Source organism: Magnetospirillum sp. SS-4 (assembly GCF_902729425.1).
Lineage (GTDB): Bacteria > Pseudomonadota > Alphaproteobacteria > Rhodospirillales > Magnetospirillaceae > Phaeospirillum.
Window position 1 is genome coordinate 106,274 of sequence record NZ_CACVCH010000125.1, and the last position, 25,227, is coordinate 131,500.

19 protein-coding genes and 1 tRNA gene are annotated in these 25,227 nt (G+C 68.2%); 7 read left to right on the forward strand and 13 right to left on the reverse strand.

Annotation, left to right across the window (positions count from 1 at the left end; genetic code table 11):
* Positions 1 to 15: 15 nt before the first annotated feature.
* Genes MTBSS4_RS18380 through MTBSS4_RS18395 form a run of 4 tightly spaced genes read right to left on the reverse strand, consistent with a single transcriptional unit; the run spans position 16 to position 5,437 of the window.
* A complete protein-coding gene (locus tag MTBSS4_RS18380; RefSeq protein WP_173984823.1) occupies positions 16 to 2,730 on the reverse strand; it encodes a sensor histidine kinase in 2,715 nt (904 codons plus the stop codon).
* A gap of 1 nt (position 2,731) precedes the next feature.
* Positions 2,732 to 2,974 (reverse strand): hypothetical protein, encoded by a 243-nt coding sequence (locus MTBSS4_RS18385; protein WP_173984824.1) that lies wholly within the window; start codon positions 2,972 to 2,974, stop codon positions 2,732 to 2,734.
* A gap of 7 nt (positions 2,975 to 2,981) precedes the next feature.
* Entirely contained in the window at positions 2,982 to 5,027 is a 2,046-nt protein-coding gene (locus MTBSS4_RS18390) for a PAS domain-containing protein (protein WP_173984825.1), read from the reverse strand.
* A 41-nt stretch (positions 5,028 to 5,068) separates the two neighbouring features.
* On the reverse strand, positions 5,069 to 5,437 hold the full coding sequence (locus tag MTBSS4_RS18395; protein WP_173984826.1) for a response regulator transcription factor: 369 nt from the start codon (positions 5,435 to 5,437) through the stop codon (positions 5,069 to 5,071).
* A gap of 173 nt (positions 5,438 to 5,610) precedes the next feature.
* Here MTBSS4_RS18395 and MTBSS4_RS18400 point away from each other — a divergent pair, with 173 nt between their 5' ends.
* Positions 5,611 to 6,492 (forward strand): VacJ family lipoprotein, encoded by an 882-nt coding sequence (locus MTBSS4_RS18400; RefSeq protein WP_173984827.1) that lies wholly within the window; start codon positions 5,611 to 5,613, stop codon positions 6,490 to 6,492.
* On the opposite strand, the gene MTBSS4_RS18405 is transcribed toward MTBSS4_RS18400, so the two are convergent.
* The 4 genes from MTBSS4_RS18405 to gltX all read right to left on the reverse strand — a co-directional run bounded on the left by MTBSS4_RS18405 (position 6,493) and on the right by gltX (position 9,849).
* Positions 6,493 to 6,738 (reverse strand): hypothetical protein, encoded by a 246-nt coding sequence (locus tag MTBSS4_RS18405; protein WP_173984828.1) that lies wholly within the window; start codon positions 6,736 to 6,738, stop codon positions 6,493 to 6,495.
* A gap of 138 nt (positions 6,739 to 6,876) precedes the next feature.
* Positions 6,877 to 7,011 (reverse strand): hypothetical protein, encoded by a 135-nt coding sequence (locus MTBSS4_RS22670; RefSeq protein ID WP_256367423.1) that lies wholly within the window; start codon positions 7,009 to 7,011, stop codon positions 6,877 to 6,879.
* Between the two features lie 37 nt (positions 7,012 to 7,048).
* Entirely contained in the window at positions 7,049 to 8,365 is a 1,317-nt protein-coding gene (gene gltA / locus MTBSS4_RS18410) for a citrate synthase (RefSeq protein WP_173984829.1), read from the reverse strand.
* A gap of 50 nt (positions 8,366 to 8,415) precedes the next feature.
* A complete protein-coding gene (gene gltX, locus MTBSS4_RS18415; protein WP_173984830.1) occupies positions 8,416 to 9,849 on the reverse strand; it encodes a glutamate--tRNA ligase in 1,434 nt (477 codons plus the stop codon).
* Positions 9,850 to 9,939: 90 nt separating this feature from the next.
* Between gltX and MTBSS4_RS18420 the strand changes: the two genes are divergently transcribed.
* The 3 genes from MTBSS4_RS18420 to MTBSS4_RS18430 all read left to right on the forward strand — a co-directional run bounded on the left by MTBSS4_RS18420 (position 9,940) and on the right by MTBSS4_RS18430 (position 17,544).
* Positions 9,940 to 12,144, forward strand: coding sequence for a ComEC/Rec2 family competence protein (locus MTBSS4_RS18420; protein WP_254432652.1), 2,205 nt, complete (start codon positions 9,940 to 9,942; stop codon positions 12,142 to 12,144).
* Positions 12,145 to 12,231: 87 nt separating this feature from the next.
* Entirely contained in the window at positions 12,232 to 15,333 is a 3,102-nt protein-coding gene (locus MTBSS4_RS18425) for a PAS domain S-box protein (RefSeq protein WP_173984831.1), read from the forward strand.
* Between the two features lie 102 nt (positions 15,334 to 15,435).
* Positions 15,436 to 17,544: an ATP-binding protein gene (locus MTBSS4_RS18430; protein ID WP_173984832.1), complete on the forward strand. Its 2,109-nt coding sequence runs from the start codon at positions 15,436 to 15,438 to the stop codon at positions 17,542 to 17,544.
* 10 nt (positions 17,545 to 17,554) lie between these two features.
* Here the strand turns inward: MTBSS4_RS18430 and MTBSS4_RS18435 are convergent, their stop codons facing one another.
* The 3 genes from MTBSS4_RS18435 to MTBSS4_RS18445 all read right to left on the reverse strand — a co-directional run bounded on the left by MTBSS4_RS18435 (position 17,555) and on the right by MTBSS4_RS18445 (position 19,364).
* Positions 17,555 to 17,770: an alkylphosphonate utilization protein gene (locus MTBSS4_RS18435; protein ID WP_173984833.1), complete on the reverse strand. Its 216-nt coding sequence runs from the start codon at positions 17,768 to 17,770 to the stop codon at positions 17,555 to 17,557.
* Positions 17,771 to 17,773: 3 nt separating this feature from the next.
* On the reverse strand, positions 17,774 to 19,087 hold the full coding sequence (gene purB, locus MTBSS4_RS18440) for an adenylosuccinate lyase (protein WP_173984834.1): 1,314 nt from the start codon (positions 19,085 to 19,087) through the stop codon (positions 17,774 to 17,776).
* 200 nt (positions 19,088 to 19,287) lie between these two features.
* Positions 19,288 to 19,364: transfer RNA gene (locus MTBSS4_RS18445), tRNA-Pro, on the reverse strand.
* 161 nt (positions 19,365 to 19,525) lie between these two features.
* Here MTBSS4_RS18445 and MTBSS4_RS18450 point away from each other — a divergent pair.
* Positions 19,526 to 19,981 (forward strand): hypothetical protein, encoded by a 456-nt coding sequence (locus tag MTBSS4_RS18450; RefSeq protein ID WP_173984835.1) that lies wholly within the window; start codon positions 19,526 to 19,528, stop codon positions 19,979 to 19,981.
* Positions 19,982 to 19,998: 17 nt separating this feature from the next.
* Here MTBSS4_RS18450 and MTBSS4_RS18455 read toward each other — a convergent pair whose 3' ends face one another.
* Together MTBSS4_RS18455 and MTBSS4_RS18460 are read right to left on the reverse strand one after the other, a co-directional pair.
* Positions 19,999 to 21,846, reverse strand: coding sequence for a phosphoenolpyruvate carboxykinase (GTP) (locus MTBSS4_RS18455; protein ID WP_173984836.1), 1,848 nt, complete (start codon positions 21,844 to 21,846; stop codon positions 19,999 to 20,001).
* A gap of 127 nt (positions 21,847 to 21,973) precedes the next feature.
* Complete coding sequence (locus MTBSS4_RS18460; protein ID WP_173984837.1) at positions 21,974 to 22,687, reverse strand: HugZ family protein; 714 nt, start codon at positions 22,685 to 22,687, stop codon at positions 21,974 to 21,976.
* Between the two features lie 63 nt (positions 22,688 to 22,750).
* Here MTBSS4_RS18460 and MTBSS4_RS18465 point away from each other — a divergent pair, with 63 nt between their 5' ends.
* Together MTBSS4_RS18465 and MTBSS4_RS18470 are read left to right on the forward strand one after the other, a co-directional pair.
* Complete coding sequence (locus MTBSS4_RS18465) at positions 22,751 to 23,338, forward strand: copper chaperone PCu(A)C (protein ID WP_173984838.1); 588 nt, start codon at positions 22,751 to 22,753, stop codon at positions 23,336 to 23,338.
* Between the two features lie 131 nt (positions 23,339 to 23,469).
* The gene (locus MTBSS4_RS18470) at positions 23,470 to 25,224 is read left to right on the forward strand and encodes an AMP-binding protein (RefSeq protein WP_254432653.1); all 1,755 of its coding nucleotides are present in this window, start codon (positions 23,470 to 23,472) and stop codon (positions 25,222 to 25,224) included.
* Positions 25,225 to 25,227: the final 3 nt, after the last annotated feature.

Sequence of the window (25,227 nt, forward strand, 5' to 3'; positions counted from 1 at the left end):
CTGGGGCTCGCCGCTCTATCCCTGCGTCCGGGGCAGGAAGAACGAGAAGGTGGCGCCATGGCCGGGATGGCTGTCCACCCAGATGCGTCCGCCGAGATGGGTGACGATGTTGCGGCAGATGGTCAGACCCAGGCCGGTTCCCGCCGGCTTGCCGGTCATGGTGTCGCCCACCTGCTGAAACTTCTCGAACACCTTCTGCTGGGCCTCGGGAGGAATGCCGGGGCCGTTGTCGCTGACGGCGATGGTGATGCCGGCGGCGGAATCGCCCAGGGTCAGCCTGACCCGGCCGCTGTCGGGCTCGCAGAACTTGACGGCGTTGGACAGCAGGTTGATCACCACCTGCGAGAAACGGTCGCGATCGGTCAGCAGCCAGACCGGGGCGGACGGCACGATCACCTCCAGGGTGACGCCCTTGTCCTTGAACAGCTGGCCGACCGAACTGGCGGCGTCGTCGACCGTCTGGACCAGCTCGGTCTCGGCCATGTCCCAATTGACGGTTCCGTCCTCCAGCTTGGCCAGGTCGAGCACTTGGTTGATCAGTCGGGTCAGGCGCTCGCTTTCCTTGATGATGATGCCCAGGAACTCCTGCCGCTGGGCCACGTCGACCTCGGGATTGTCGAACAGGATTTCCGAGAACGAGCGGATCGAGGTCAGCGGCGTCCGCAATTCGTGGGTGACGGTGGCGATGAACTCGTCCTTGAGGCGCGACAGTTCGGTCAGCTTCTCGTAGGCCGCCCGCAATTCGGCGGTGGTGGTCTCCAGTTCGCGCGATTTCTGTTCCAGCTTGTGGCTGTAGGCGATGACCTGGGAGTTCTCGTCCAGGATCTCCATCACCTCGTGCAGGCTGACGATGTCGCCCTTGGCGACCGAGGCCACCACCACGCGGGCGGTGGCGGTGCCGATGGCGCCGGCCAGCAGGCGCTCGGTGAACTCGACCAGTTCGGGATTGGCCTCGTCGCGCGACGGATTGAACCGGCGCGAGCGAGAGAACTCGGCGAAGGCCGCCTCGGCATGCTCGGCCCCGACGAACCGCGCCGCCAGCGCCTGAAGGTCCGAGATGGTGGCGTTGCCGCGCCAGAACTGCGAGGTCCCCCCGGGAACCGCCGTGGAATCCACGAACAGCGATGCCTGGATGCGCTCGATGGCGCTTTGGCGGGTGACCAGCGACACCAGCACGTAGAAGCCCACATTGGCCATCATGCTCCACAGCAGGGCGTGGGGAACCGCCTCCATGCCGGCAAGGCCGAACAGGGCGCCGGGCTTCAGCAGCTCGATGCCGAACAGCCCCCGCTCGGTGAATTCCATGGGCAGAACCCCGGACCGGGCCAGCGACGGCAGGAACAAGGTATAGGCCCAGACCAGGAAGCCGCTGCCCAGTCCGGCCAGGGCGCCGGCCTTGCTGCCGCCGCGCCAGAACAGCCCCCCCAGCAGCGCCGGGGCGAACTGGGCGACGGCGGCGAACGACATCAGGCCGATGCCGACCAGGGTGAAGTTCTCGCCGGTCAGGCGGGCGTAGAGATAGCCGAGGAACAGGAAACCGGCGATGGCGAGGCGGCGGATGGCCAGCACGATGCCGCTGAGGCTTTCCTGCTTGGGCTGCGCCGCCATGTAGGTCCGCACCAGCACCGGCATGGCGATGTAATTGGAGAACATGGTGGCCAGGGCGATGGTCTCGACGATCACCATGCCGGTGGCCGCCGACAGGCCACCCAGGAAGGCGATCATGGCGAAGGTGGCGGATTCCCGGGCCAGCGGCAGCGCCAGGACATAGGTGTCGGGATCGACCCCCAGCCCGGCGAATTCCAGCCGCCCGGCCAGGGCGATCGGCAGGACGAACAGGTTGATCAGGATCAGGTAGAGCGGAAACAGCCAGGTGGCCTGGCGCACATGGCCTTCGTCGACGTTCTCGACCACGGCGACCTGGAACTGGCGCGGCAGGCAGATGATGGCCATCATGGACAGCAGCGTCAGCGACAGCCAGCTGCCCCAGTCCCCCGCCCCGGAAACGGTGAACAGGCCGGCGATCTCGGGCCGGGCGGCGGCGGCGTCGAACAGCTCGGCCAGGCCGTCCCGGAAGCTGTAGGTGACCAGCGCGCCAACCGCCATGAACGACACCAGCTTGACCAGCGATTCGAAGGCGATGGCGTTGACCATGCCGCGATGATGCTCGGAGGCGTCGATGCGCCTGGCGCCGAACAAGATGGTGAAGGCGGTCAGGATCAAGGTGACGTGAAAGGCGGTGTCGAACGGCACCGGCGCCTTGGCGACGGCCGGATGGACCAGCGGATCGCCCACCAGAAGATGGAAGGTGTCCGAAACCGCCTTCAGCTGCAACGAGATGTAGGGGACGATGCCGATGATGGCGATCACCGTCACCAGCGCGCCCACCGTGTGGCTCTTGCCGTAGCGCGACGAGATGAAGTCGGCGATGGAGGTGATGCGCTCGGCGCGGCCGATGCGGACCATCTTGCCCACCACCATCGGCCACAGCGCCGCCATCAGGGTGGGGCCGATATAGATGGGCAGGAACATGATGCCGCGCTGCGACGCCAGGCCGACGCTGCCGAAGAAGGTCCAGGAGGTGCAATAGACCGCCAGGGACAGCGAATAGACCCAGGGGCTGGTGGCGGCCCCGCCCACCGCCGAGGCGCGCTGGTCGCCACGATAGGCGATGGCGAACAGCACCATCAGGTAGAGGAACGAGATCAGGGTGGGCAGGCCGTAGGACATGCTAGGGTGTGTCTCCCCGGCCGGGGGAACGCTCGCCCCGTTCCACCACCAGCGCCAGCAGCAGGGTCAGGACGATCCAGGCGCCGAAGATGTAGAGATACAGGACCGGAATGCCGCCCAACCGCCCGCCGCCGGCGAACAGCAGCAGCAACGGCGGCGTGAACAGGGCGACGCCCAGCAGAAACAGGGCGACGAGCTTGTCGCGGATGGCCTTGCCGGAGCGGAAGGCGCGGCGATGCGGCATGGCGTCCCTACCCTTCCACCGGAGCCCCGGTCCGGCTCGGTTGCGACCTGACCGCCTCGATCAACTGGTCGAAACGGACGATTCCCAGTTCGCGCAGGTGCTCGATCTGGCGCAGCAGAATCTCGGCGGCCAGCAGCGCCTTGCCGATCTCGGTCCGATGATCGCCGACCCGGAGGCCCAGGCGGCGGGCGACGGCCTCCAGGCCGTGATCGTCCGCGTCGGGGTCCAGCAGCCGCGACAGTTCCATGGTGTCGAGCACCGGCGGGATGGTTCCGGCGGCCTCGCGCTCCTCCAGTAATCCCAGGCAGGGGCCGATGTCATGCGCCACCAGCACCGCGTCGCCGGCGAAGGTCCAGAATTGCGGCAGCACCACCGGCAGGGGCGGCCGGCCGTCGCTGCCGGCGACGGTGGCGCTGATGCGGCGCTCGAAACTGCCGGCGGTCAGCAGGCGGCCGTCCTCGATGCGGACAGCGCCCAGGGCGGTGATGCGGCGGCGATCGCCGGACTGGACCGCCCCCGGCGGCAGGACGGCGCACACCGCCACGAATGGCATGCGGTCGAGGGCGCGGCCGGCGAAGGCCCCGACCGTGGAGCGCCGCAGCAATTCCTCCCGCCGGTCGGCCTCGGTCAGGGAGGGCGGGCTGCCCAGTCCGGTCCATTCCTCCTCGGTAAACTGCGGACGCCGCGACGGCGGCAGCGGCAGGCGCAGGGCGGCGAACCCGCCGCGCTTGGCGAGACTCCAGGGCTGGCTGCCGTGACGTTCCAGCACATCGCGCACCGTCTGCGGCCCAAGCTGGGTGCTGACCCCGCCCTCCAGCCACGCGCCCAGACGTCCGTCGGGAATCGGATCGCCCTTCCAGTTGATGTCCACATAGACCTGCCGGTCGCCCAGCAGGCATTCCATGTCGAAGTCCGAACGGCCGGTATGGATGTGCAGGGCGGCGAACAGGGCCAGAAAGGCCTCCATCAGGCTCTGGCTGTCGCCGTGCAGCCAGAGCGGCACCCCCACCATGGTGAGGTTGATGTCCAGACGCTGCCTCAGCGACGCCGAAACGCAGGCGAACAGCTCGGTGAAATGCAGGTCGGCCATGGGCCACGCCGTCCGGGACGGCCGGACCCGGCCATCGGCCAGGGAATCGACCCGGTGCCGCAGACGCGCGCATTCCTCGCCGATCACCTTGATGAAGCGGGCGCGGTCGGTCCGTTCCATGTCCGGATACTCGCCCAGCATCTGCGCCGCCGCGTCCAGCGCCCCCAACGGCCCCCGCAGGTCGCGGGTCAGGGCGACGGCCACCGCGTCGTGGGGGGCGGAATCGGCCCAGTCCTCGCTGACGTCGCGGAATACCGCCACATAGCCGGTGACGCCGTGGCGCGGAACCTGGACCAGCGACATCTGGCCATGCGCCACCCGATGCCCCTGGCGGATCAGGCAGGAAAACAGCGCGGTTCCGACATCGCCGCCCAGCCGCCCGCCCAGCGCGTCCAGCCGCGCCCTCAGGCAGTCGAGGGCGTGGTCGAGAGCGGCGCGCGGAACCTGGATGGACAGGCAATGTCCCTCGGCGAGGTTTCCCAGCAGCCGGACGGCGGCGGCGTTGTGGAACAGGATGCGGTGCCGGGTATCGCAGACCACGACGCTTTCCGCCAGGTGGCGCAAGGCGACATCCAGCCAGTTGCGCTGTTCCTCCGCCTGCTCCGCCGCCTGACGGCTGACCTGCCGGAGGCCGCGCCGCTGCTGGCAGGCGGCGTCGGCGAGATGGCGGATGGCGTCGGGCAACCCGTCAAGGGCGAGCTTGGGCTGTGAATGCAGGGGGTGGTCGAGGGCGGGAGTCCGCAGCCACGTTTCCAGCGCCTCGGCCAGCCGGCCTCCGGGCTCCAGGATCAGGCGGTCGACCCGCCACCAGGCGAAGGCGAGCAGGGCGGCGGCGACCAGGGACGGCACCGCCTGCGACGTCCCCGCCGGCTGACCCAGCCACCAGACCGCCGCGAACGGCGCCGCCGCCGCCGCCAGGGCCAGTCCGAAGAAGGTCAGGGCGATCCAGGTTCTGTCCCGCAAATGCCCCTCCCTTCCGCTTCAGGGCCGATTGGGTTCCAACCCTACGGTTCCAGGTAATGCTTGATCAGCTCGGCGACCTCGCGGGTCGAAAACGGCTTGGTGACGTAGTCGTCCACGCCCAGGGCATACCCCTTCTCGCGATCGATCTCGCGCCCGCGCGCGGTCAGCATGACGATGCGCACCCCCCTCCAGTCGGGATTGGCGCGGATGGTCTGGCAGACGTCGTAGCCATCGCGCTTGGGCATCATGACGTCCAGCAGGATCAGGTCGGGAAGACGCTCGGCCACCGCGGCCAGGGCCGCTTCGCCATCGCGGGCGATGCGGGCCTCGTAACCGGCCTGCTTGACCAGGAATTCCAGGGAAATGACGATGTTGGGCTCGTCATCGACGATCAGAACGGAACGGGTCACGTCACACCCCCATCGCACGGCGTTCTTTACTTTCCGTCCCTGATCATGGGGGTTAATTCGCCGCTCGCCAAGGGACTCTTTGCCCGAGTCTATTGACTCGCGCTGCCGGCCATGCGAACGACACCATCTGGAACGCTGCGGATACGAACCGGCATCGACAGGAGGGACTGAGAATGGCGCGCCGCTTTGCTTGCCTGATTGCCGCCTCGGCAATGGCCATGACGATGCTGACGGGCTGCGCCACGCTGCCGGAGGACCCGGAGGAGCGCGCCGAGGCCGAGGCCCTCAACGATCCGCTGGAGCCGACCAACCGCGCCTTGTTCCAGTTCAACATGTACCTGGACGAAAACCTGATGGAGCCGGTGGCCGAAGGCTACCGCGATACCTTTCCCGACTGGTTCCGCGAGGCCATCCACAATTTCCTGGTCAATCTCCAGGAACCCTACGTCGCCGGCAACGACCTGCTTCAGGGCAATCCCCGCGCCGCCGCCGACGCCCTGGGGCGTTTCATGATCAATTCCACCTTCGGCATGCTCGGCTTTCGGGACGCGGTGGCGGAAAGTGGCGGTCCCAAGCCCCACAAGACCGACATCGGCACCACCTTCGGCGTATGGGGCCTTGACGAGGGGCCGTACCTGATGCTGCCGTTCTTCGGACCGTCCAGCCTGCGCGACGGCGCCGGCCGCGTCGCCGACGCCTTCGCCAGCCCCACCGGCTCGGTCATGGCCTCGCAGGGGCTGGGCGTCTTCAACACCGTCCAGACCGGGGTGGACATCCTGGACACCCGCACCCAGTACCTGGACCCCATCAAGGAGCTGCGCCGGACATCGCTGGATGAATACGCCGCCATCCGCAGCCTGTACCGCCAGACCCGCGAGGCCGCCATCGCCGCGTCGCGTCGCGGCCAGCAGGCCCACGCGGCCGTCCCGGCGGCCGAGGGGGCGAAGCCGGGACCGGCCGCCGCGACGCCGGAACCGTCGGCCGCCGCCGACGGCGCCGGGACCGACCCCAATGTCCGCCCCAGCGCCGTCGAGTTCGTTCAGCCGAAACCCTGACTACTTCTTGGGGGGCGGCGCGTTCTCGTTGCGCTTGAGCACGCCGGCCTCCACCAGTTTATTGACCAGGTCGCCCATGGTGTTGAGCGAGTGGAGAAAGCCATCCACCGGCATGGCGATGCGCTGGCGAACCTCCATCTTGCCCTGGCCCGATTCGGCGGGTTCCAGCGACACCAGCTCGATGCGGACGACGCCGCTGACGAAATCGACCCGTCCCACGCCATCGGCGAAAATTTCGGCAACCATGACTGTTTCCCATCCTGACTCGAACGCCGATACCGTTATCGGCCCGGACGGCGATGGTGCGGCATGGCGCGGCGGCGGTCAATCGGCCAACAACCCTATTTTCACGGGCGGCATCCACGCCCCGCGCCCGTCGCCGGATCAGGAGGTCTGCACGCCCAGAACCATGGCGGCCAGGGTCAGCAGGACGATAGCCGCGGCAACGATCAGTCGCCGGCGGCCATCGGGATGACGGTTGTCGTTGGCGGGAGCCGGAATCCGACGGGACGACGCCATGGGGCGCCGTCCCTGCGAATTCCCGGACGGCCCCGTGCTAGGCACGCTGGTGCAGCGGGACGTATTCCCGCTTGGGTGCCCCCACGTACAGCTGGCGCGGCCGGCCGATCTTCTGGTCGGGATCGGTCAGCATCTCGTTCCACTGGGCGATCCAGCCGACGGTGCGGGCCAGCGCGAACAGGCTGGTGAACATCGAGGTGGGGATGCCCATGGCGCGGAAGATGATGCCCGAATAGAAGTCGACATTCGGGAACAGCTTGCGCTCGACGAAATAGGGATCGGACAGGGCGATGCGCTCCAGTTCGATGGCCAGCTTCAGCAGCGGCTCGTCATGGACGCCCAGTTCGTTCAGCACGTCGTGGCAGGTCTTCTGCATGATCTTGGCGCGCGGGTCGTAGTTCTTGTAGACCCGGTGGCCGAAGCCCATCAGGCGGAACGGATCGTCCTTGTCCTTGGCCTTGGCGATGAATTCGGGAATGCGGTCCACCGAGCCGATCTCGTGCAGCATGCTGAGAACCGCCTCGTTGGCGCCGCCATGGGCGGGTCCCCACAGCGAGGCGATGCCGGCGGCGATGCAGGCGAACGGATTGGCGCCGGACGAGCCGGCCAGACGCACCGTCGAGGTCGAGGCGTTCTGCTCGTGATCGGCATGCAGGATCAAGATGCGGTCCATGGCGCGGGACAGGACCGGGCTGACCTTGTATTCCTCGCACGGGGTGGCGAACATCATGTGCAGGAAGTTCTCGGCATAGCCCATGTTGTTCTTCGGATAGATGAAGGGCTGGCCCATGGCGTACTTGTAGGTCCAGGCCACCACCGTCGGCATCTTGGCGATCAGCCGGTAGCTGGCGATCATGCGGTGATGCGGGTCGTTGATGTCGATGGAATCGTGGTAGAACGCCGCCATGGCGCCGACCACGCCGCACAGCACCGCCATCGGGTGCGAGTCGCGGCGGAAGCCCCGGAAGAAGAAGTTGATCTGTTCGTGCACCATGGAATGGCGGGTGACGTCATTGACGAATTTCGCCTTCTGGGCCGGATTCGGCAACTCGCCCTTCAGGATGGCGTAGGCCACTTCGAGATAATCGCCGTGCTCGGCCAGCTGGTCGATGGGATAGCCGCGATGCAGCAGCACGCCGGCGTCGCCGTCGATATAGGTGATCGCCGACTTGCACGAACCGGTCGACATGTAGCCGGGGTCGTAGGTGAAGATATCCTGCGCGCTGTAGAGCGAGCGGATGTCCATTACCTTGGGGCCGACCGAGCCGGCCAGCAGCGGCAGCTCGATGGTCTTGCCGGTGCTGTTGTTGGTCAGGGTGACGGTTTCTTTCGCGGCGCTGTTGTCTTTCGTCATGTGTGCGATTCCCGTTTTCCTACGATGTTGACCTGCGTTGCCGGCCGCCGTCAGGCGGCCGTCGATTCCGAGGGCGGGGCCTGCCCGGTGACGTCACCGATGCGGCCCAGGGATTCCTCCCGCCCCAGCACTTCCATCACCTCGAAGATCGGAGGCGATACCGATGATCCGGCCAGCGCCGCCCGCAGGGGCTGGGCGATCTTGCCGAGCTTCTGTCCACGCGCCTCGGCGAAGGCGCGGGCGGCGTCCTCCAGCGACTGGCGCGACCACTCGCCCAACGCCCCGGCAAGGGCGGCGTATTCGGCCAGGTCGGCGCGGGCGGCCGGATCGGCCATCGCCTTGGCCGCCTTGTCGTCCAGCGCCAGCGGCCGGGCCGTCACGTAGAACAGGGCGGAATCCGCCAGTTCCACCATGGTCTTGGCCCGGTCCTTCAGGCCGGCCATGCCGGCCCGGACGCGGTCGCCTTCAACCGGAGCCAGGGCGCGGCCCAGCCGGCTCTCCAGCATGGGAACCAGCAGGGCGGCGAGACGGGCGTCGTCGGCCTGGCGCAGGTAATGGCCATTCAGCTGGGTCAGCTTGACGAAGTCGAAGCGCGACGCCGACCGCCCCACCGAATCCAGGTTGAACCACGCGATGGCCTGCTCGGTGGAGATGATCTCGTCGTCGCCGTGGCTCCAGCCCAGGCGCAGCAGGTAGTTGCGCATCGCCTCGGGCAGGAAGCCCATGTCGCGGTAGGCGTCGACGCCCAGGGCGCCGTGGCGCTTGGACAGCTTGGCGCCGTCGGGGCCGTGGATCAGCGGGATATGAGCGAAGGTCGGGACATCCCAGCCGCAGGCCTTGTACAGCTGGTACTGGCGAAAGGCGTTGGTCAGGTGGTCGTCGCCACGGATGACGTGGGTGATGCCCATGTCGTGGTCGTCCACCACCACCGACAGCATGTAGGTGGGCGTGCCGTCGGCGCGCAGCAGCACCATGTCGTCCAACTGGTCGTTGGCGACGCGGACGTCGCCCTGGACCAGATCGGCGATAATGGTCTCGCCCTGGCCGGGCGCCTTCAGCCGCACCACGCCCGGCACGCCGGCCGGGGCCTCGGACGGGTCGCGGTCGCGCCAGATGCCGGGATAGCGCATGGGCAGGCCCTTGGCCCGCTGGTCCTCGCGGATGGCGGCCAGTTCGTCCTGGCTGCAATAGCACAGATAGGCCTTGCCCTCGGCCAGCAGTTTGCGGGCCACCTCGGCATGGCGGCCGGCGCGGGCGAACTGCATCACCGCCTCGCCGTCCCAGTCGAGGCCCAGCCAGCGGATGCCGTCGAAGATGGCCTCGACCGCCTCGGGAGTCGAGCGCGCCCGGTCGGTGTCCTCGATCCTGAGCAGGAACTTGCCGCCGTGATGGCGGGCGAACAGCCAGTTGAACAGGGCCGTGCGCCCCCCTCCGATATGAAGGAAGCCGGTGGGCGAGGGCGCGAATCGGGTAACGACGGTCATGATCGGGGCAAGGGCTTCCAGGGAAGGTCGGGACAGAGCTGCCCTGTGTAGCATATCTTTGGTGCCGTGACAGCCCGGTGTTGAGGGTGGATGGCGAATTACCCGCCCGATAGGATGGGATTTACCCTGGCCCTTGGGGGGTGGGCGGGCGGTCTGCGCCTTGCGCTTGGCCAGGCCCTGGTCGCCGAGCGTGGACGCTGGCCGCTGTGGCTGCCGGTTTTCCTGGGCCTGGGGATCGGGCTCTACTTCGCCCAGCCCGCCGAACCGCCGGCATGGGCCGGGCCGCTGGCGGCGCTGGCGGCGGCGACGGGGGTGGCGGCCACCCGGCGGTGGCCGCCGCTGTTCCTGGGCGCGATGGCGGCCCTGACCGTGGCCGCCGGCTTCGCCGTCATCCAGATTCGCGCGGCCCAGGTGGCGGCGCCGGTGGTGGAACGCCACACCGGCGCGCTGATGCTGGAAGGCCGCGTCGCCGAGGTGGAGACGCTGCCCGAGGGCGGCGCCCGCCTCACCCTGGAGCATCTGGCCATCGACCGCGACGACGTGGCGGTGCCGCTGAAGGCGCGGATCCGGCTGAAGCCGTCCCTGGCCGGAAACGACGTCACCGCCGGCGATCGCATCCGCCTGCGGGCCATGTTGATGCCGCCGCCGCAGCCGGCCATGCCGGGCAGCTTCGATTTCGCCCGTTTTTCCTGGTTCCGGCAATTGGGGGCGGTGGGAACCGCCCTGGGGCCGCCCGAGATCCTGGCCCGTGCCGAGCCGGGCGGCTGGACCACCGCCGTCAACGCCCTGCGCCACTCCATCGCCGCCCGTATCCTGGCGGTGCTGCCCGGCGACGCCGGCGCCGTCGCGGTGGCGCTGAGCGTCGGCGACCAGATGCCGATTTCGGCACCGATGATCCAGGCCTACCGGGATTCCGGACTGGTCCACATCCTGTCCATTTCCGGCCTGCACATCACCATGGCGGCCGGACTGGTGTTCGTCGGGCTGCGGGCCGTACTGGCGCTGGCGCCGCCCCTGGCGCTGCGCTACCCCATCAAGAAATGGGCGGCGGCGCTGGCCATCGCCTTCGCCTGGTTCTACACCCTGCTGGCCGGCGCGCCGGTGCCGGCCCAGCGCGCCTTCCTCATGACCGCCCTGGCGCTGGCGGCGGTGCTGCTGGACCGGGTGGCGCTGTCGATGCGGCTGGTGGCCTGGGCGGCGGTGGCGGTTCTGCTGTGGGCGCCGGAGGAAATGATCGGCCCCAGCTTCCAGATGTCGTTCGCCGCCGTCGCCGCCCTGATCGCCGCCTACGAGGGACTGACGCCGCGCGTCGCCGCCTGGCGCGCCGCCCATCCCGGCCCGGTTCCCGCCATCGGGCTGTACCTGTCCGGCGTGGCGCTCACCACCCTGATCGCCGGCTCGGCCACCGCCGTCTACGGTGTCTTCCATTTCAACCGCTTCGCCCTGTGGTCGGTGGCGGCCAACATGCTGGCGGTGCCGCTGACCGGGTTCTGGGTGATGCCGTGGGCGCTGGTCATGTTCCTGCTGCTGCCGCTGGGGCTGGAGAACCTTGCCCTGGTTCCCATGGGCTGGGGCGTGGACGCCATGAACCGCATCGCCCTGGGGGTGGCGGCGCTGCCCCATTCCGCCGTCACCGTCCCGGTGCTGCCGTTGTGGGGAATGCTGGTCTTCACCCTGGGCGGGCTCTGGCTGTGCCTGTGGCGGCGACGCTGGCGCTGGTGGGGCGTCCTGCCCATGGCGGCAGGCCTGGCCTCAATGGCGCTGGCCCATCCGCCCGACCTGCTGGTGGACGGGCGCGGCGACGGCATGGCGTTGCGCACCGCCGAGGGGCAGTTGCTGCTCAACGGCCGCGGCGGCCGCATCCTCAAGGAGACCTGGAGCCGCCGCGCCGGCCCCGAGGCGCCCGAGCGCTGGCCGAAGAAAAGCTCGTCGCGCGACGGCGGCCTGCGTTGCGACGAGCGCGGCTGCCTGTGGCGGACCAAAGGCCGGGTGGTGGCGCTGGTCCGGGGCGAGACCGCCCCGGAAACCGCCTGCGCCGGAGCCGACGTGGTGATCAGCAGCGTGCCGCTGCGCGGCGCCTGTCGCGGCGCCAGGGTGGTGGTGGATCGCTTCGACCTGTGGCGGCGAGGCGCCCATGCCCTGTGGCTGGCCCCCGACGGCGGCGTCAGGATCGAGACCGTGGCCGGCTGGCAGGGCGACCGCCCCTGGGCATGGCGCCCCCGCCCGCGCGGAAAGACCGGGCCGAAACCGTCCGGATCGCCCCCGCGCCGGACCGAGGAGGCCGATGACGACTGAAATGGAATAAGACTTAACCCCCACGACGAAAGCGACTACTCTTTTGTATGGGGGGAACGGGCTTGTCGTGAATGCGCGCGTGTGGTGATGGCCGATTCATTCGATCCGCAGCGGCCGGACATTGCCGGTATCGAGCGGTTTTTCCAACTGAGTTCCGACCTGCTGTGCGTCGCCGACCCCGAGGGCCGGTTCCTGAGACTGTCCGAGTCCTGGAGCCGGCTGCTGGGGTATGAAACCGGCGAACTGATGTCCAGGCCGTTCATGGACTTCATCCACTCCGACGACCACGCGGCGACGGCGGCGGTGCTGGGTGGGTTGAGGAACGGCCGGCCGGTCGTCGATTTCGTCAACCGCTACCGGACCAGGGGCGGCGATTACCGTCACCTGTGCTGGCGCTCGACCCCGGCCGACGAGGACGGATTGATCTTCGCCGTCGCCCGCGACGTCACCGACGACATGCTCCAGCGCCAACGGATGGAGCGGCAGGAGCGGCAACTGGCCGAGGCCATGCGGCTGGGGCGGCTGGGGTTCTGGGATCTGGAGATCGCCTCCGGCTCGCTGTTCTGGTCGAGCCAGATATTCGCCCTCTTCGGGCTTGACCCGGCCGGCCTCTCGCCCAGCTACGACGCCTTCCTGGACATGATCCACCCCGACGACCGCGAGGCGGTCAACCGGGCCTACCGGGTTTCCGTGGCCGAACGCACCCCCTATTCCATCCGCCACCGGCTGCGGTGGAAGGACGGAACGGTCCGCTGGGTCGAGGAACGCGGCGAAACGATCTATGCCGGGGACGGCACGCCGTTGCGTTCCATCGGAACCGTCCAGGACGTCACCGAGGAAACCCTGTCCAGGCAGCATCTGGCCGCCGAGCAGACCCGGCTGCGGGCGATCATGGACACCATTCCCGATCTGGTGTTCATCAAGGATTCCCAGTTCCGCTACATCGGCTGCAACCGGCCGTTCGAGGAATTCGCCGGACGGAGCGAGGCCGAGATGCTGAACCGCGACGACTTCGATCTGTTCGCGCCCGAGACCGCCCGGTTCTTCCGCGACCACGACATCGCCATGTTCAGGACCGGGGCGGCGCACCGCAACGAGGAATGGGTGACCTATCCCGACGGGCGGCGCTTCCTGCTCGACACCATGAAGGTGCCGTTCCACGACCAGTCCGGGCATGTGGTGGGGCTGGTCGGCATCAGCCGCGACATCACCGAGCAGGCCCGGCTGCGGGGCGAGGTCGATTTCCTGGGGACCCTGGTCAACCGCAGCGCCGACCCCATCTATTGCATCGCGCCCGACCGGGGATTCGCGCTGGTCTACGTCAACGACGCCGCCTGCGCCCTGGCGGGAACCGGCCGGAACGACCTCATCGGCGCCGCCATGTCCCGCTTCGATCCCATGATGACGGATGAATGGCTGTCCGCCCTTTGGCGCCGCATCCGGGGCACCACGACGCCCGAGGTCATCGCCGCCAGCTTCCACCGCGCCGACGGCACCGTCGTGCCGGTGGAGATTTCCACCAGCCACATCCGCCACGACGACGAGGACTACATCGCCGGCTGGATTCAGGACATCTCGGCGCGGCGGGCGGCGGAACGGGCGCTGCGGGAGCGCGAGGCGCTCTACCGCGCCTCCATCGAGGCCTCCGCCGACGGGTTCTGGCAGGTGGATCAGACCGGCCGCATCCTGAACGCCAACAGCACCTACGCCGCCATGTCGGGCTATTCGCTCGACGAGTTGCGCGGCATGGCCATTCCCGATCTGGAGGCCATGGAAAGCGAGGCCGACACGACGGCCCGGATGGAACGTATCCGCGCCGCCGGCTCGGTCACCTTTGAAAGCCGCCATCGCCGCAAGGACGGATCGATCTGGGACGTGGAGGTCACCTGCCTCTATTCCGACGTGGAGGGAGGGCGATACTTCGCCTTCCTGCGCGACCTCCGCCGCCGGCACCGCGCCGATTCCCTGCTGAAGGCCAGGCTGCACCTGTCCGAGGTGGGACGGTCGGGCGACATCGGCGTCCTGATGACCGAGGTCCTCGACACCGCCGAGCGCCTGACCGCCAGCACCATCGGCTTCCTTCATCTGGTCAGTCCGGACCAGGCCAGCCTCACCCTCCAGGCGTGGTCCAGCAACACCCTGGCCCACATGTGCAAGGCCGAGGGCCAGGGGCTGCATTATCCGGTCGATGAAGCCGGCACATGGGCCGATTGCCTGCGCCAGGGGCGGGCGGTGATCTGCAACGACTACCCAGCCCTGCCCGGCAAGCGGGGATTGCCCGAGGGGCACGCCCCCATCACCCGCATGCTGAGCGTGCCGGTCCCGGGCGAGCATGGCTTCGCCGCCATCATCGGCGTCGGCAACAAGGCGGCGGACTACGACCAGGACGATCTGGACATCGTCGCCGAGCTGGCATCCATCGCCATGGACATCTTCAACTGGGTCAAGGCCGAACAGGCCCAGAAGGCTCAGGAACGGCAGATGCAGCGCACCATCGCCGACCTGACCGACAGCAACGCCGAACTGGAACGCTTCGCCCAGATCGCCGCCCACGACCTGCAAGAGCCGACCCGGCGTCAGGTTCTGTTCGCCCAGTTGCTGCGGCGGAAGCTGGAAAACCGGATCGACGAGGAGACCGGCTCCTATCTCGGCTTCATCGTCGACGACGCATTGAGGATGCGCGCCATGGTCCAGGACCTGGCCGCCTACAGCGAGACCGGCCGTTCGGCCCGGCCGCGCGAACGGGTCGATCTCGACCGGGTGATGCAAGACGTCGCCAACGCCCTCGGCCAGGAAATCGCCGCCAGCGGCGCCCGCTTGTCGGGAACGTCCCTGGGCGAGGTCTCGGGATACCGTTCCCGCTTGCAGCTCCTGCTGGTCAATCTGGTCTCCAATTCGCTCCGCTTCCGCCATCCCGAACGGCCACCTTGCATCAAGGTGACCGCCCGGCCCGAGGGGGGCTGGCTGGAACTGGCGGTGGCCGACAACGGCATCGGTATTCCCGAACAGTACCGCGCCGACCTGTTCTCGGTATTCCGGCGGCTGGTTCCGCAGCAGCAGCAGGCGGGGACCGGCATGGGGCTGGCGCAATGCCGCCGCATCGTCGAGGACCTGGGAGGGCGGATATGGATCGAGGGCAACGGCGACGGCGGAACCACCGTCAAGCTGACCCTGCCCCGGGCCGATTGAAGCCGACGGTAGAGATCGGTTCAACCGCCGTGATTGCCAACCGCCCCATTATGGTTTTGACTGACCGGCCTGTTCGCCACAACCACGGGATTCCAACGCATCTTGGGACAGGCCGCGCCGACATCCCGACCTGACGCCACCCGGGCCGGCTATCGCCGGACCCGAAGGGTGGTGGTCTGGCTGGTGGCCGCCGCCATCGCCATCACCTGGGGGGCGACCGGGCTTTGGCTGTGGTCGGACCACGACGCCACCCTGAACGCCGGCAAGGACAGCCTGTGGCGGCGCAGCGTGGTGACGGCCGAACAGACCGAACGGCTGTTCTCGGTGGTGGACATGACCTTCGCCGGCATCGCCGGCTTCCTGGCCGCCAATTCCGAGGCGGACCCGCTGGCCGATTCCACGGTGGACAGGCTGGTGACGGAATGCGTCAAGCTGCTGGATTCCACCTTGAACATCCGCATGATCGATTCCGCCGGCATCATGTACATGCTGCCGGAATCCGACGGCAAGGCGGCGGCGGTGGTGGCGGACCGCGACTATTTCCGCGATGCCCAGGCGGGGCGGATGATCGTGTCGCAACCGGTGTTCAGCCGCATCACCGGCGAATGGGTGATCCCGGCGTCCCGGCGGCTGGACCGGCCGGCTGGCCGCATCGTCATCGTCCATGCCGCCATCCATACCAGCCGTCTCGACCGTCTCTACGAAGCCATCCGCACCGGGCCGGACAGTTCCGTCGCCCTTTACCGGAACGACGGAACGCTGCTGGCCCGCTCGCCGGCCGGAGACGGCCTGATCGGCCGCAAGTTCAGCAACCTGGTCTTTCAGCGCCTGGGGATCACCAATTCGCCCCGGGATGTCGACATCGTCGAGAAATCGCCCATCGACGGCCGGGCGCGGCTGGTGGTGGCGCGCCCCATCAAGCACTACGACCTGACCCTGGTCCTGACCTCGCCCGTGGACGAGGTCCTGGCGCCCTGGCATCAGCGCCTGACCCTGGCGGGGCTGGGGGCGGTGGCGGTGTCGCTGATGATCCTGGGCGGCGGCGCCATGCTGTGGAACCTGCTGGGCCGCCTGGAGGCGGTGGCCCAGACCAAGGAATCCCGCATCAGGGAACTGTCCGACTTCAACACCAGCGTCGTCGCCCATTCGCCACTGGCCATCGCGCTTTATGGCGAGGACGGCCGCTGCGTCCTCGCCAACCAGGCCACCGCCGACCTGACCGGCGGCACCGTCGGACAGCTTCTGACCCAGAATTTCCGAGATCTCGCCTCGTGGCGAAGTTCCGGCATGCTGGACGTCGCCCGCGACGTGCTGGCCCGAGGCGGCCATCGCCGCCTGGCCACCCGCATGCTGACCACCTTCGGCCGGCGGCTGGACATCGAGGCCGATTTCGTGGCTATCTCGGTGGATGGCCGCCCCCATCTTCTGCTGGTCACCCATGACGTCACCCACCGGGTGGCGACCGAACGCGAGGCGAGGCTGGCCCGGGACGAGGCGGAACGGGCCAACAAGGCCAAAAGCGCGTTCCTCGCCAATTTCAGTCATGAATTGCGCACGCCGCTCAACGCCGTGCTGGGGTTCTCGGATGCGTTGCTGTCGGGGGCCTTCGGCGAGACCTATCCGCCGCGCTGCGTCGAGTACCTGAGGCACATCAACGAATCCGGCCAGCACCTGCTGGCGCTGATCAACGACATCCTGGACATTTCCATCATCGAGGCCGGCCGGATGGAGCTTCATCCCGCCGACATGGACGCGGGCCGGCTGTGCGACGAGGCGCTGGGAATGGTGCGTCCCGGCGCCGACATCAAGGGCGTGGTCCTGACCTTCGAGGAACCGGTGCCGCCGATGGTTCTGCACGTCGACGGACGCAGGATGCGCCAGGTCCTGGTCAACCTGCTGGCCAACGCCGTCAAATTCACCCCGGCCGGCGGATCCGTCTCCCTGAGGGCGGCACGCAACGGCGACGGCGGCATGGACATCGCCGTCGCCGATACCGGCATCGGCATGGATGAGGCCGGCATCGCCAAGGCGCTGACCCCGTTCGGCCAGTTGGGCGACCCCTTCACCCGGCGCCGCCAGGACGGCGTCGGCCTCGGCCTGCCGCTCAGCCGGCAACTGGTGGAACTGCACGGCGGCAGCCTGCTGATCGACAGCGTCCCCGGCCAGGGCACCACCATCACCGTCCGCCTGCCGACGGCGATGGTGGCCTGAATCCTTTGGTCTAGGCCTTCTTCAGGTAGCAGGTCTTCAGCACCAGGGTGGACTTTCCGTCCCTGACCTCGATCTCCTCGGGGTCGTGGGTCAGGCGGATGTTCTTCATGACGCTGCCGCGCTTGAGGTTGAGCGACGAGTTCTTGACCTTGAGGTCGCGAATCAGCTGGACCGAATCGCCGTCCTTGAGAGCGGCGCCGTTGCTGTCCTTGGTTTCGTCGTCCATGCCTCAGGCCTTCCCGAACACGCGGGTGAAAATGGTGTCCACATGCTTGGTGTGGTAGCCCAGGTCGAACAGCTCCTCCAGCGTCCTGGCCGGAATATGGCCGGCCACCTCGGCATCGGCCTTCAGCAGGTCCAGGAAACTGGCGCCCTCCTGCCACACCTTCATGGCGTTGCGCTGCACCGCCTTGTAGCTGTCCTCGCGGCTCATGCCGGCCTGGGTCAGCGCCAGCAGCACCCGCTGCGAGAACACCAGCCCGCCCAGCTGATTGAGATTGCGCTCGACCGCGTCGGGATAGACCACCAGCTTCTCGATCACCCCGGCCAGCCGGTTCAGGGCGAAATCGAGGGTGACGGTGGCGTCGGGGCCGATCATGCGCTCCACCGAGGAATGCGAGATGTCGCGTTCGTGCCACAGGGCCACGTTCTCCATGGCGGGAACCACCATGCCGCGCACCAGCCGGGCGAGGCCGGTCAGGTTCTCGGTCAGCACCGGGTTGCGCTTGTGCGGCATGGCCGAGCTGCCCTTCTGTCCGGGCGAGAAATACTCCTCGGCTTCCCGCACCTCGGTGCGCTGAAGATGGCGGATCTCGATGGCCACATGCTCGATGGAACTGGCGATGACGCCCAGGGTGGCGAAGAACTGGGCATGGCGGTCGCGCGGAATCACCTGGGTCGAGACCGGCTCGGGCTTCAGGCCCAGCTTGGCCGCCACATGCTCCTCGACGCGGGGATCGATGTTGGCGAAGGTGCCGACCGCGCCCGAGATGGCGCAGGTGGCGACGTCTTCCCGCGCCGATTTCAGGCGGCGGCGGTTCCTCTGGAACTCGGCATGGAAGCCGGCGAACTTGAGGCCCATGGTCACCGGCTCGGCATGGATGCCGTGCGAGCGGCCCATGCAGACCAGGTCCTTGTATTCGAAGGCGCGCTTCTCCAGCGCCGTCAGCAGCCGGTCGAGATCGGTCAGCAGGATATCGGCCGCCTGGGTCAGCTGCACCGCCAGACAGGTGTCGAGCACGTCCGACGAGGTCATGCCCTGGTGGACGAAGCGGGAATCGGGGCCGATATGCTCGGCCAGCTCGGTCAGGAAGGCGATGACGTCGTGCTTGGTCTCGGCCTCGATCTCGTCGATGCGGGCCGAGCGCGAGGGGGTATAGGGCTTGTTGCCCTTTTCCCAGATGGTGCGGGCCGAATCCTTGGGGATGACGCCGATCTCGGCCAGGGCATCGCAGGCATGGGCCTCGATCTCGAACCAGATGCGGAAGCGGTTCTCCGGCTCCCAGATACGGGTCATCTCGGCCCGGGAATAGCGAGGAATCATTTTCCACCTCTAGAGCATTGATTTCGAAAGGAACAAAGCAATGGCCATTCCCCCTGGGGAATGGACGCCGGGACAGTCGCCATCGGACAACACTCCGGGACAGCGCCGAATGGCCACCCTAATGTCCGGCCAATTCAATGGATGGCGTGGATTTGCTTCGCGGACCCATCCACAAACCGCGGAGTTCCGCGGCTTGTGGATGGTCGGAGTGAGAGGATTCGAACCTCCGGCCCCTGCCTCCCGAAGACAGTGCTCTACCAGGCTGAGCTACACTCCGGTCGCCTGCGAGGCGCTTCTTATAGCGCCAACCTTCGGGTCGCGCAAAGGGATTCTGCCGGCTGGATTCCGCCAATCCCGCCGCTGCCGACCTGATCGCCGACGATTGCCCTGAAGCGCCGCTTCGGCCATGATGGCGGCGCAACAGGCGGGGATTCAGCAATGAAGCGATGGGCGGTGGCGACGGCCGGACTGATGCTGCTGGCGGGCTGCGCCGGCGTGGAGGAACACGAGATCGCCCAGCTTCGGGTGGGGCGGACCACCGCCGCCGAGGCTATCAAGGCGCTGGGCGAACCCGACCGCGACGAGGTGCTGTCCGACGGATCGCGCATGCTGACCTATGTGGGATCGAAGGCGCGGGGAAAGCTGGCCAATTTCCTGCCCGGCGGCGTCTACGCCTGGGGCGGCTGGACCGTCACCAACAACGAGGCGGGGCTGATGTTCGGCCCCGACGGCGCCCTGCGCTTCTATTCCTGGTCCTCGAAAGATCAGATTCCGATCCGGCTGGTGGGGCGCGATTCGGCGCCGCCCGTCCTGTCCGAACCGGAAGCCGCGCCCGGAAACCAGAACCCCCCTCCCGTTTCCGGGAAGGGGGCTTCGGATCGTCCGGCCGACTGATCTCCCAGGGAAGCGGGCTAGGCCCGTTCGCGGGCCAGCTTCCACACCGCCGGGGCGCGCCACAGGCGCGACTTCAGCAGTTCGCGCTCGAACAGCATCTCCTTCGGCACCCGGTCGAAGAACTTGTCGAACAGCTCTTCCTGGCTGCGGGCGTCGGCGACGCCGGCCTCGCGGTCGATGCGCATCAGTTCCTCGAACCTGTCGCGGGCGTAGTCGAGACCGCCCCACTCCATGTCCTCGTATTCCGGCACCAGTCCGATCGGGCTTTCCACGGCGCGGGCGCGGCCGGCGACGCGATCGACGATCCACTTCAGCACGCGCATGTTCTGGCCATAGCCCGGCCACATGAACTTGTTGTTCTCGTCGCGGCGGAACCAATTGACCCGGAAGATCGGCGGCGGATTGTTGACGGCGCGGCCCATGTTGAGCCAGTGATTGAAGTAATCCGCCATGTTGTAGCCGCAGAACGGTAGCATGGCGAAGGGATCGCGGCGGATGGCGGCCTGGCCGACGGCGGCGGCAGTGGCCTCGGACCCCATGGTGGCGCCCAGATAGACGCCGTGCGCCCAGTTGAACGACTGCACCACCAGCGGCGCGTTCTTGGACAGGCGGCCGCCGACGATGAAGGCCGAGATCGGCACGCCGGCCGGGTTCTCCCAATCGGGATCGACGCTGGGGCACTGGCTGACCGGCGCGGTGAAGCGGGCGTTGGGATGGGCGGCGGGGTCCTTGGAATCCGGCGTCCAGTCGTTGCCCTTCCAGTCGATCAGATGGGCGGGGGGGGCGTCGCTGAGGCCTTCCCACCACACGTCGCCGTCATCGGTCATGGCGACGTTGGTGAAGATGGAATTGCTGGCGCAGGCGGCGATGGCGCTGGGATTGGTGGAGGCGCCGGTGCCGGGGGCCACGCCGAAGAACCCGGCCTCGGGATTGATGGCGTGGAAGCGGCCGTCGGGGCCGGGCTTGATCCAGGCGATGTCGTCGCCCACCGTCCAGATCTTCCAGCCGTCGAAGCCGCCCGGCGGCACCAGCATGGCGAAATTGGTCTTGCCGCAGGCCGACGGGAAGGCGGCGGCGACATAGGTCTTCTCGCCCTTGGGGCTTTCGACGCCGACGATCAGCATGTGCTCGGCCAGCCAGCCCTCGTCGCGGGCCATCACCGAGGCGATGCGGAGCGCGAAGCACTTCTTGCCCAGCAGGGCGTTGCCGCCGTAGCCCGAGCCGTAGGACCATATCTGACGGTCCTCGGGGAAATGCGAGATGGTGATGTTGTCGGGATTGCAGGGCCAGACCACATCCTTTTCGCCCTCGGCCAGCGGCTTGCCCACCGAATGCAGGCACTGCACGAAGTCGCCGTCGGCCCCCAGGATGTCCAGCACCTTCTGGCCCATGCGGGTCATGATGCGCATGTTGGCGACAGCATAGGCGGAATCGGTGATCTGGACGCCGATATGGGCGATGTCGGACCCCAGCGGCCCCATGGAGAACGGCACCACGTACATGGTGCGGCCCTTCATGCAGCCGTCGTACAGCCTGGACATGCGGGCCCGCATCTCCTTGGGCTCGACCCAGTTGTTGGTGGGGCCGGCGTCGTTCTTGCTGTGGGAGCAGATGAAGGTGCGGTCTTCGACACGGGCGACGTCGCGGGGGTCGGAACGGCAGAGATAGCTGCCGGGGCGAAGCTTTTCATTCAGCCGGATCATGGTGCCGCTGGCCACCATCATCTCGCACAGACCATCGTATTCCGCCTGGGAACCGTCGCAGACGTGGATGCTGGCCGGACGGCACAGCTGCGCCATCTCGTCGATCCATGCCAGAAGTTTGGAATTCATGGTCGTCCCGCCGGGAATACCGTGCCTGGTCATCTTCAAAGTTCTCCCTTTCGAAGACCCCTTGTGACCACCGCAAGCCTGCGGGCGTCACGCCGCTGTAAAAAAGTGGTCGGGAAGATAGCGGCCAGAACCCGGCCGGGCAATGGTCTTGCTGCGATAATCAACCGGATTCGCCCGCAAGGGCGCTCAGCGCCTGGAAAGCGGCCTCGCCATCGCCGACCGGCCCGGCGAAATCCAGCCGGAGATTTCGCCCGTCGCCGCTCAGGTCGCAGCCCAGGCCGTCCACCGCCGCCAGCCGCCAGCCGGCGGCGCTGTCGCCGCCGGCCCGCAGGGCCAGCGCCGCCACCATGTCGGGATGGCGGGAGTTGATCCGTTCCAGCAAGGCGTCCTCGGCCGCCGCCAGCGCCTCGCATCCGGAGGTCAGCGGCGGGGTCAGCCAGACGGCGCGGGCAAAGCCGCCGACGAAATGGGCCTTGTCCACCCTCAGCCGCCAGACGGCGAAATCCCCGAACCCGGCGTAAAGGACGGCGGCGGGATGGCGGGCCAGAAAGCGCCGGCGGAGATGCGGCCGGCCATCCTCGGCCGCCTCGCCGACCAGGGTGACGCGGGGGCCGGTCTGGGGGTTGGCGTGGCCGTCGCTGCCGTCCAGCAGAAGCGCGACCTTGGAATCGGCCAGCAGATTGCGGGTATGGTCGGCCAGACGCGACAGCAGCAGAATGCCCGACATGTCGTGATCGAACGCCACCGTCACCAGCGAGACATAGGGACGACCGTCCTGGCTGGTGGCCAAGGCGGCCTTGCGGGCGCCCGCCACGATCCGCCACGCCGCCAGCCGGTTGCCGGATGGAAGGTCGTCATCCCGCCGATCGTTCATTGCTTTCGCCGTTCGCCTTGGGTTGAATGGCGGCCCGACACCGCCGCCTGGAGATCATCGCAGATGAAGACCGTCCTGGGAATCGCCCTTGCCCTGCTGCTGGGAACCGCTGCCCCCGCCATCGCCGGCGACATCGCCGCGACCGACGCCTGGGCCAGGGCCACCAGCGCCGACACCCGCATCGGCATCGCCTTCGTCACCCTGGCCAATGCCGGGACCGCCGCCGATTCGCTGGTGGCCGCCACCACTCCCGCCGCCGGACGGATCGAGTTCCACGCCCACGTCCACCAGGACGGCCTGATGAAGATGCGCCGGCAGGACAAGGTCGACCTGGCGGCCGGCCAGACGGTGAGGTTCGCCCCCGGCGGCCTGCACCTGATGCTGCACGACCTCAAGGGCCAACTCAGGCCCGGCCAGAGCTTTCCCCTGACCCTGACCTTCGCCGCGGCCGGCGACGTTTCCGTCACCGTGACGGTCGAGGGCGCCGGGGCCATGAACCGGTCGAAGCCCATGGATCACGACCACCCCATGGACCCGTCCATGCACGATGAGCGCATGAAGGACCCGGCGTACCGGACCATGCACGAACAGCACATGACGGACCCCGAGCACAAGGCCATGCACGACAGGATGCACGGTCCGGCGAAATGACGCCGCCCGCCATCGTCGCATCGGTGGTTTGCGTTTCCTTGTGTTGCAGGATGGCGGCCGCATCGCCAGAATGGGACGAACGCCGGGGAGGGACAGCCTCTACCGGCGATTGAACCATTCGGGGAGGGCGCATGGCTTCGGGTGAGTCAGGCAAGTCGGGTGCGGCGGCAAGGGACATGGCGGGCGATGCGGCATCCCCCTGGGGCGATGCCCTGGCGGAACTGGCCGCCCCATCGGGAGGCCTGAACATCGCCGTCGCCTGCGTCGACCGCCATGTGGCCGCCGGTGGCGGCCAGCGGGTGGCGTTGCGCTGGCTGGGGCGCCGCCAGGACCGCCGCGACATCACCTTCGCCGAACTTGCCGACCTGTCCGGCCGCGCCGCCCGGGTGCTGGGCGATCTCGGCCTCGCCCCCGGCGACACCGTGGCGGTGATGCTGGACCGCATCCCCGAACTTTACGCCGCCGCGCTGGGCACCTGGAAGGCCGGCGGCGTCTATTGCCCGCTGTTTTCCGCCTTCGGCCCCGGCCCTCTCAGGGCACGGCTGGAAATCGGCCGGGCCAGGGTCCTGATCGTGTCGGACGAGCTTTACGCCCGCAAGCTGGCAGCCAACCGCGACGGCTTGTCCGGTCTGCGCCATGTGCTGTTGGTGAGAACCGACGATGGCCCGCTTCCCGATGGCTGCCTGGACTTCCGCGCCCTGCTGGCGGCGGCCGAACCGGCGGCGGCGGCCGACACCCGGCCCGACGATCCCGCCTTTCTCCACTTCACCAGCGGCACCACCGGCAACCCCAAGGGCGCCCTGCATCCCCATCGCGCCGTGCTGTCCCATCTGGTGACCGGGCGCACCGTGTTCGGCCTGTCCGGAGCCGACGTGTTCTGGTGCACCGCCGATCCCGGCTGGGTCACCAGCACCGCCTACGGCGTCATCGCGCCGCTGGCGTGCGGCGCGACCTTGCTGGTGGACGAGGCCGACATCGACCCGCGCCGCTGGTACGCCATCCTGCACGAGGAAAAGGTCACCGCCTGGTACACCACCCCCACCGCCATCCGCACCATGATGCGCTATGGCGCCGCCCTGGCGCGGTCGTACCGCGACAATTCGCTGCGGGTGGCGGCCAGCGTCGGCGAACCGCTCAACGGCGAGGCGGTCAGCTGGGGCCAGAAGGCGCTGGGCGTGCCGTTCCTGGACACCTGGTGGCAGACCGAGACCGGCGCCATCGTCATCGCCAACGCCCCCGGCCAGGGCCGCCGCCCCGGCAGCATGGGCCGCGTCCTGACCGGCATCGAGGCCCGGGTGGTTCAATGCGCCGACGGCGCCCCCGTCCCGGCCGACGGCGCCGACACGGTGGGCGAGCTGGTGTTGCGGGCCGGCTGGCCGTCCATGTTCTCGGGCTATCTCGGCGACGACGACCGCCCCGGCGGCTGCTTCCGGGAGGGCTGGTACTTCACCGGCGACCTGGTCAAGCGCGATGGCGACGGCTTCTTCTGGTTCGTCGGCCGCGCCGACGACATGATCAAATGCGGCGGCCTGCGGATCGGCCCGTTCGAGGTCGAGGCCATGCTGATGGATCATCCCGCCATCGCCGAGGTCGGCGTGGTCGGCAAGCCCGACCTGCTGCTGCGCGAGGTGCCGGTGGCGTTCGCCTCGCTCAATCCCGGCTTCGAGGCCGGCGACGCGCTGCGGGCGGAACTGCTGTCCTTCGCCCGTCAGGAACTCGGCGCCTCGATGGCCCCGCGTGAAATCCACTTCATCGCCGAATTGCCAAAGACCACCAGCGGCAAGATTCTCCGCCGGGTCCTCAAGGCCAAGGCGGTGGGAGAGGCCGACAGCTTCGATTCCCTGCCCAACCTGCCGCCGTGCCCCGGCCGCTTCGACGACGAATGACCG

Coding starts and splice junctions, on each gene's coding strand:
- MTBSS4_RS18425 (WP_173984831.1), top strand. CDS start 12,232: ATGGCCGATTCATTCGATCCGCAGCGGCCGGACATTGCCGGTATCGAG.
- gltA (WP_173984829.1), bottom strand. CDS start 8,365: ATGACGAAAGACAACAGCGCCGCGAAAGAAACCGTCACCCTGACCAAC.
- MTBSS4_RS22670 (WP_256367423.1), bottom strand. CDS start 7,011: ATGGCGTCGTCCCGTCGGATTCCGGCTCCCGCCAACGACAACCGTCAT.
- MTBSS4_RS18385 (WP_173984824.1), bottom strand. CDS start 2,974: ATGCCGCATCGCCGCGCCTTCCGCTCCGGCAAGGCCATCCGCGACAAG.
- MTBSS4_RS18450 (WP_173984835.1), top strand. CDS start 19,526: ATGAAGCGATGGGCGGTGGCGACGGCCGGACTGATGCTGCTGGCGGGC.
- gltX (WP_173984830.1), bottom strand. CDS start 9,849: ATGACCGTCGTTACCCGATTCGCGCCCTCGCCCACCGGCTTCCTTCAT.
- MTBSS4_RS18405 (WP_173984828.1), bottom strand. CDS start 6,738: ATGGTTGCCGAAATTTTCGCCGATGGCGTGGGACGGGTCGATTTCGTC.
- MTBSS4_RS18380 (WP_173984823.1), bottom strand. CDS start 2,730: ATGTCCTACGGCCTGCCCACCCTGATCTCGTTCCTCTACCTGATGGTG.
- MTBSS4_RS18455 (WP_173984836.1), bottom strand. CDS start 21,846: ATGACCAGGCACGGTATTCCCGGCGGGACGACCATGAATTCCAAACTT.
- MTBSS4_RS18465 (WP_173984838.1), top strand. CDS start 22,751: ATGAAGACCGTCCTGGGAATCGCCCTTGCCCTGCTGCTGGGAACCGCT.
- MTBSS4_RS18420 (WP_254432652.1), top strand. CDS start 9,940: ATGGCGAATTACCCGCCCGATAGGATGGGATTTACCCTGGCCCTTGGG.
- MTBSS4_RS18400 (WP_173984827.1), top strand. CDS start 5,611: ATGGCGCGCCGCTTTGCTTGCCTGATTGCCGCCTCGGCAATGGCCATG.
- MTBSS4_RS18460 (WP_173984837.1), bottom strand. CDS start 22,687: ATGAACGATCGGCGGGATGACGACCTTCCATCCGGCAACCGGCTGGCG.
- MTBSS4_RS18435 (WP_173984833.1), bottom strand. CDS start 17,770: ATGGACGACGAAACCAAGGACAGCAACGGCGCCGCTCTCAAGGACGGC.
- MTBSS4_RS18470 (WP_254432653.1), top strand. CDS start 23,470: ATGGCTTCGGGTGAGTCAGGCAAGTCGGGTGCGGCGGCAAGGGACATG.
- purB (WP_173984834.1), bottom strand. CDS start 19,087: ATGATTCCTCGCTATTCCCGGGCCGAGATGACCCGTATCTGGGAGCCG.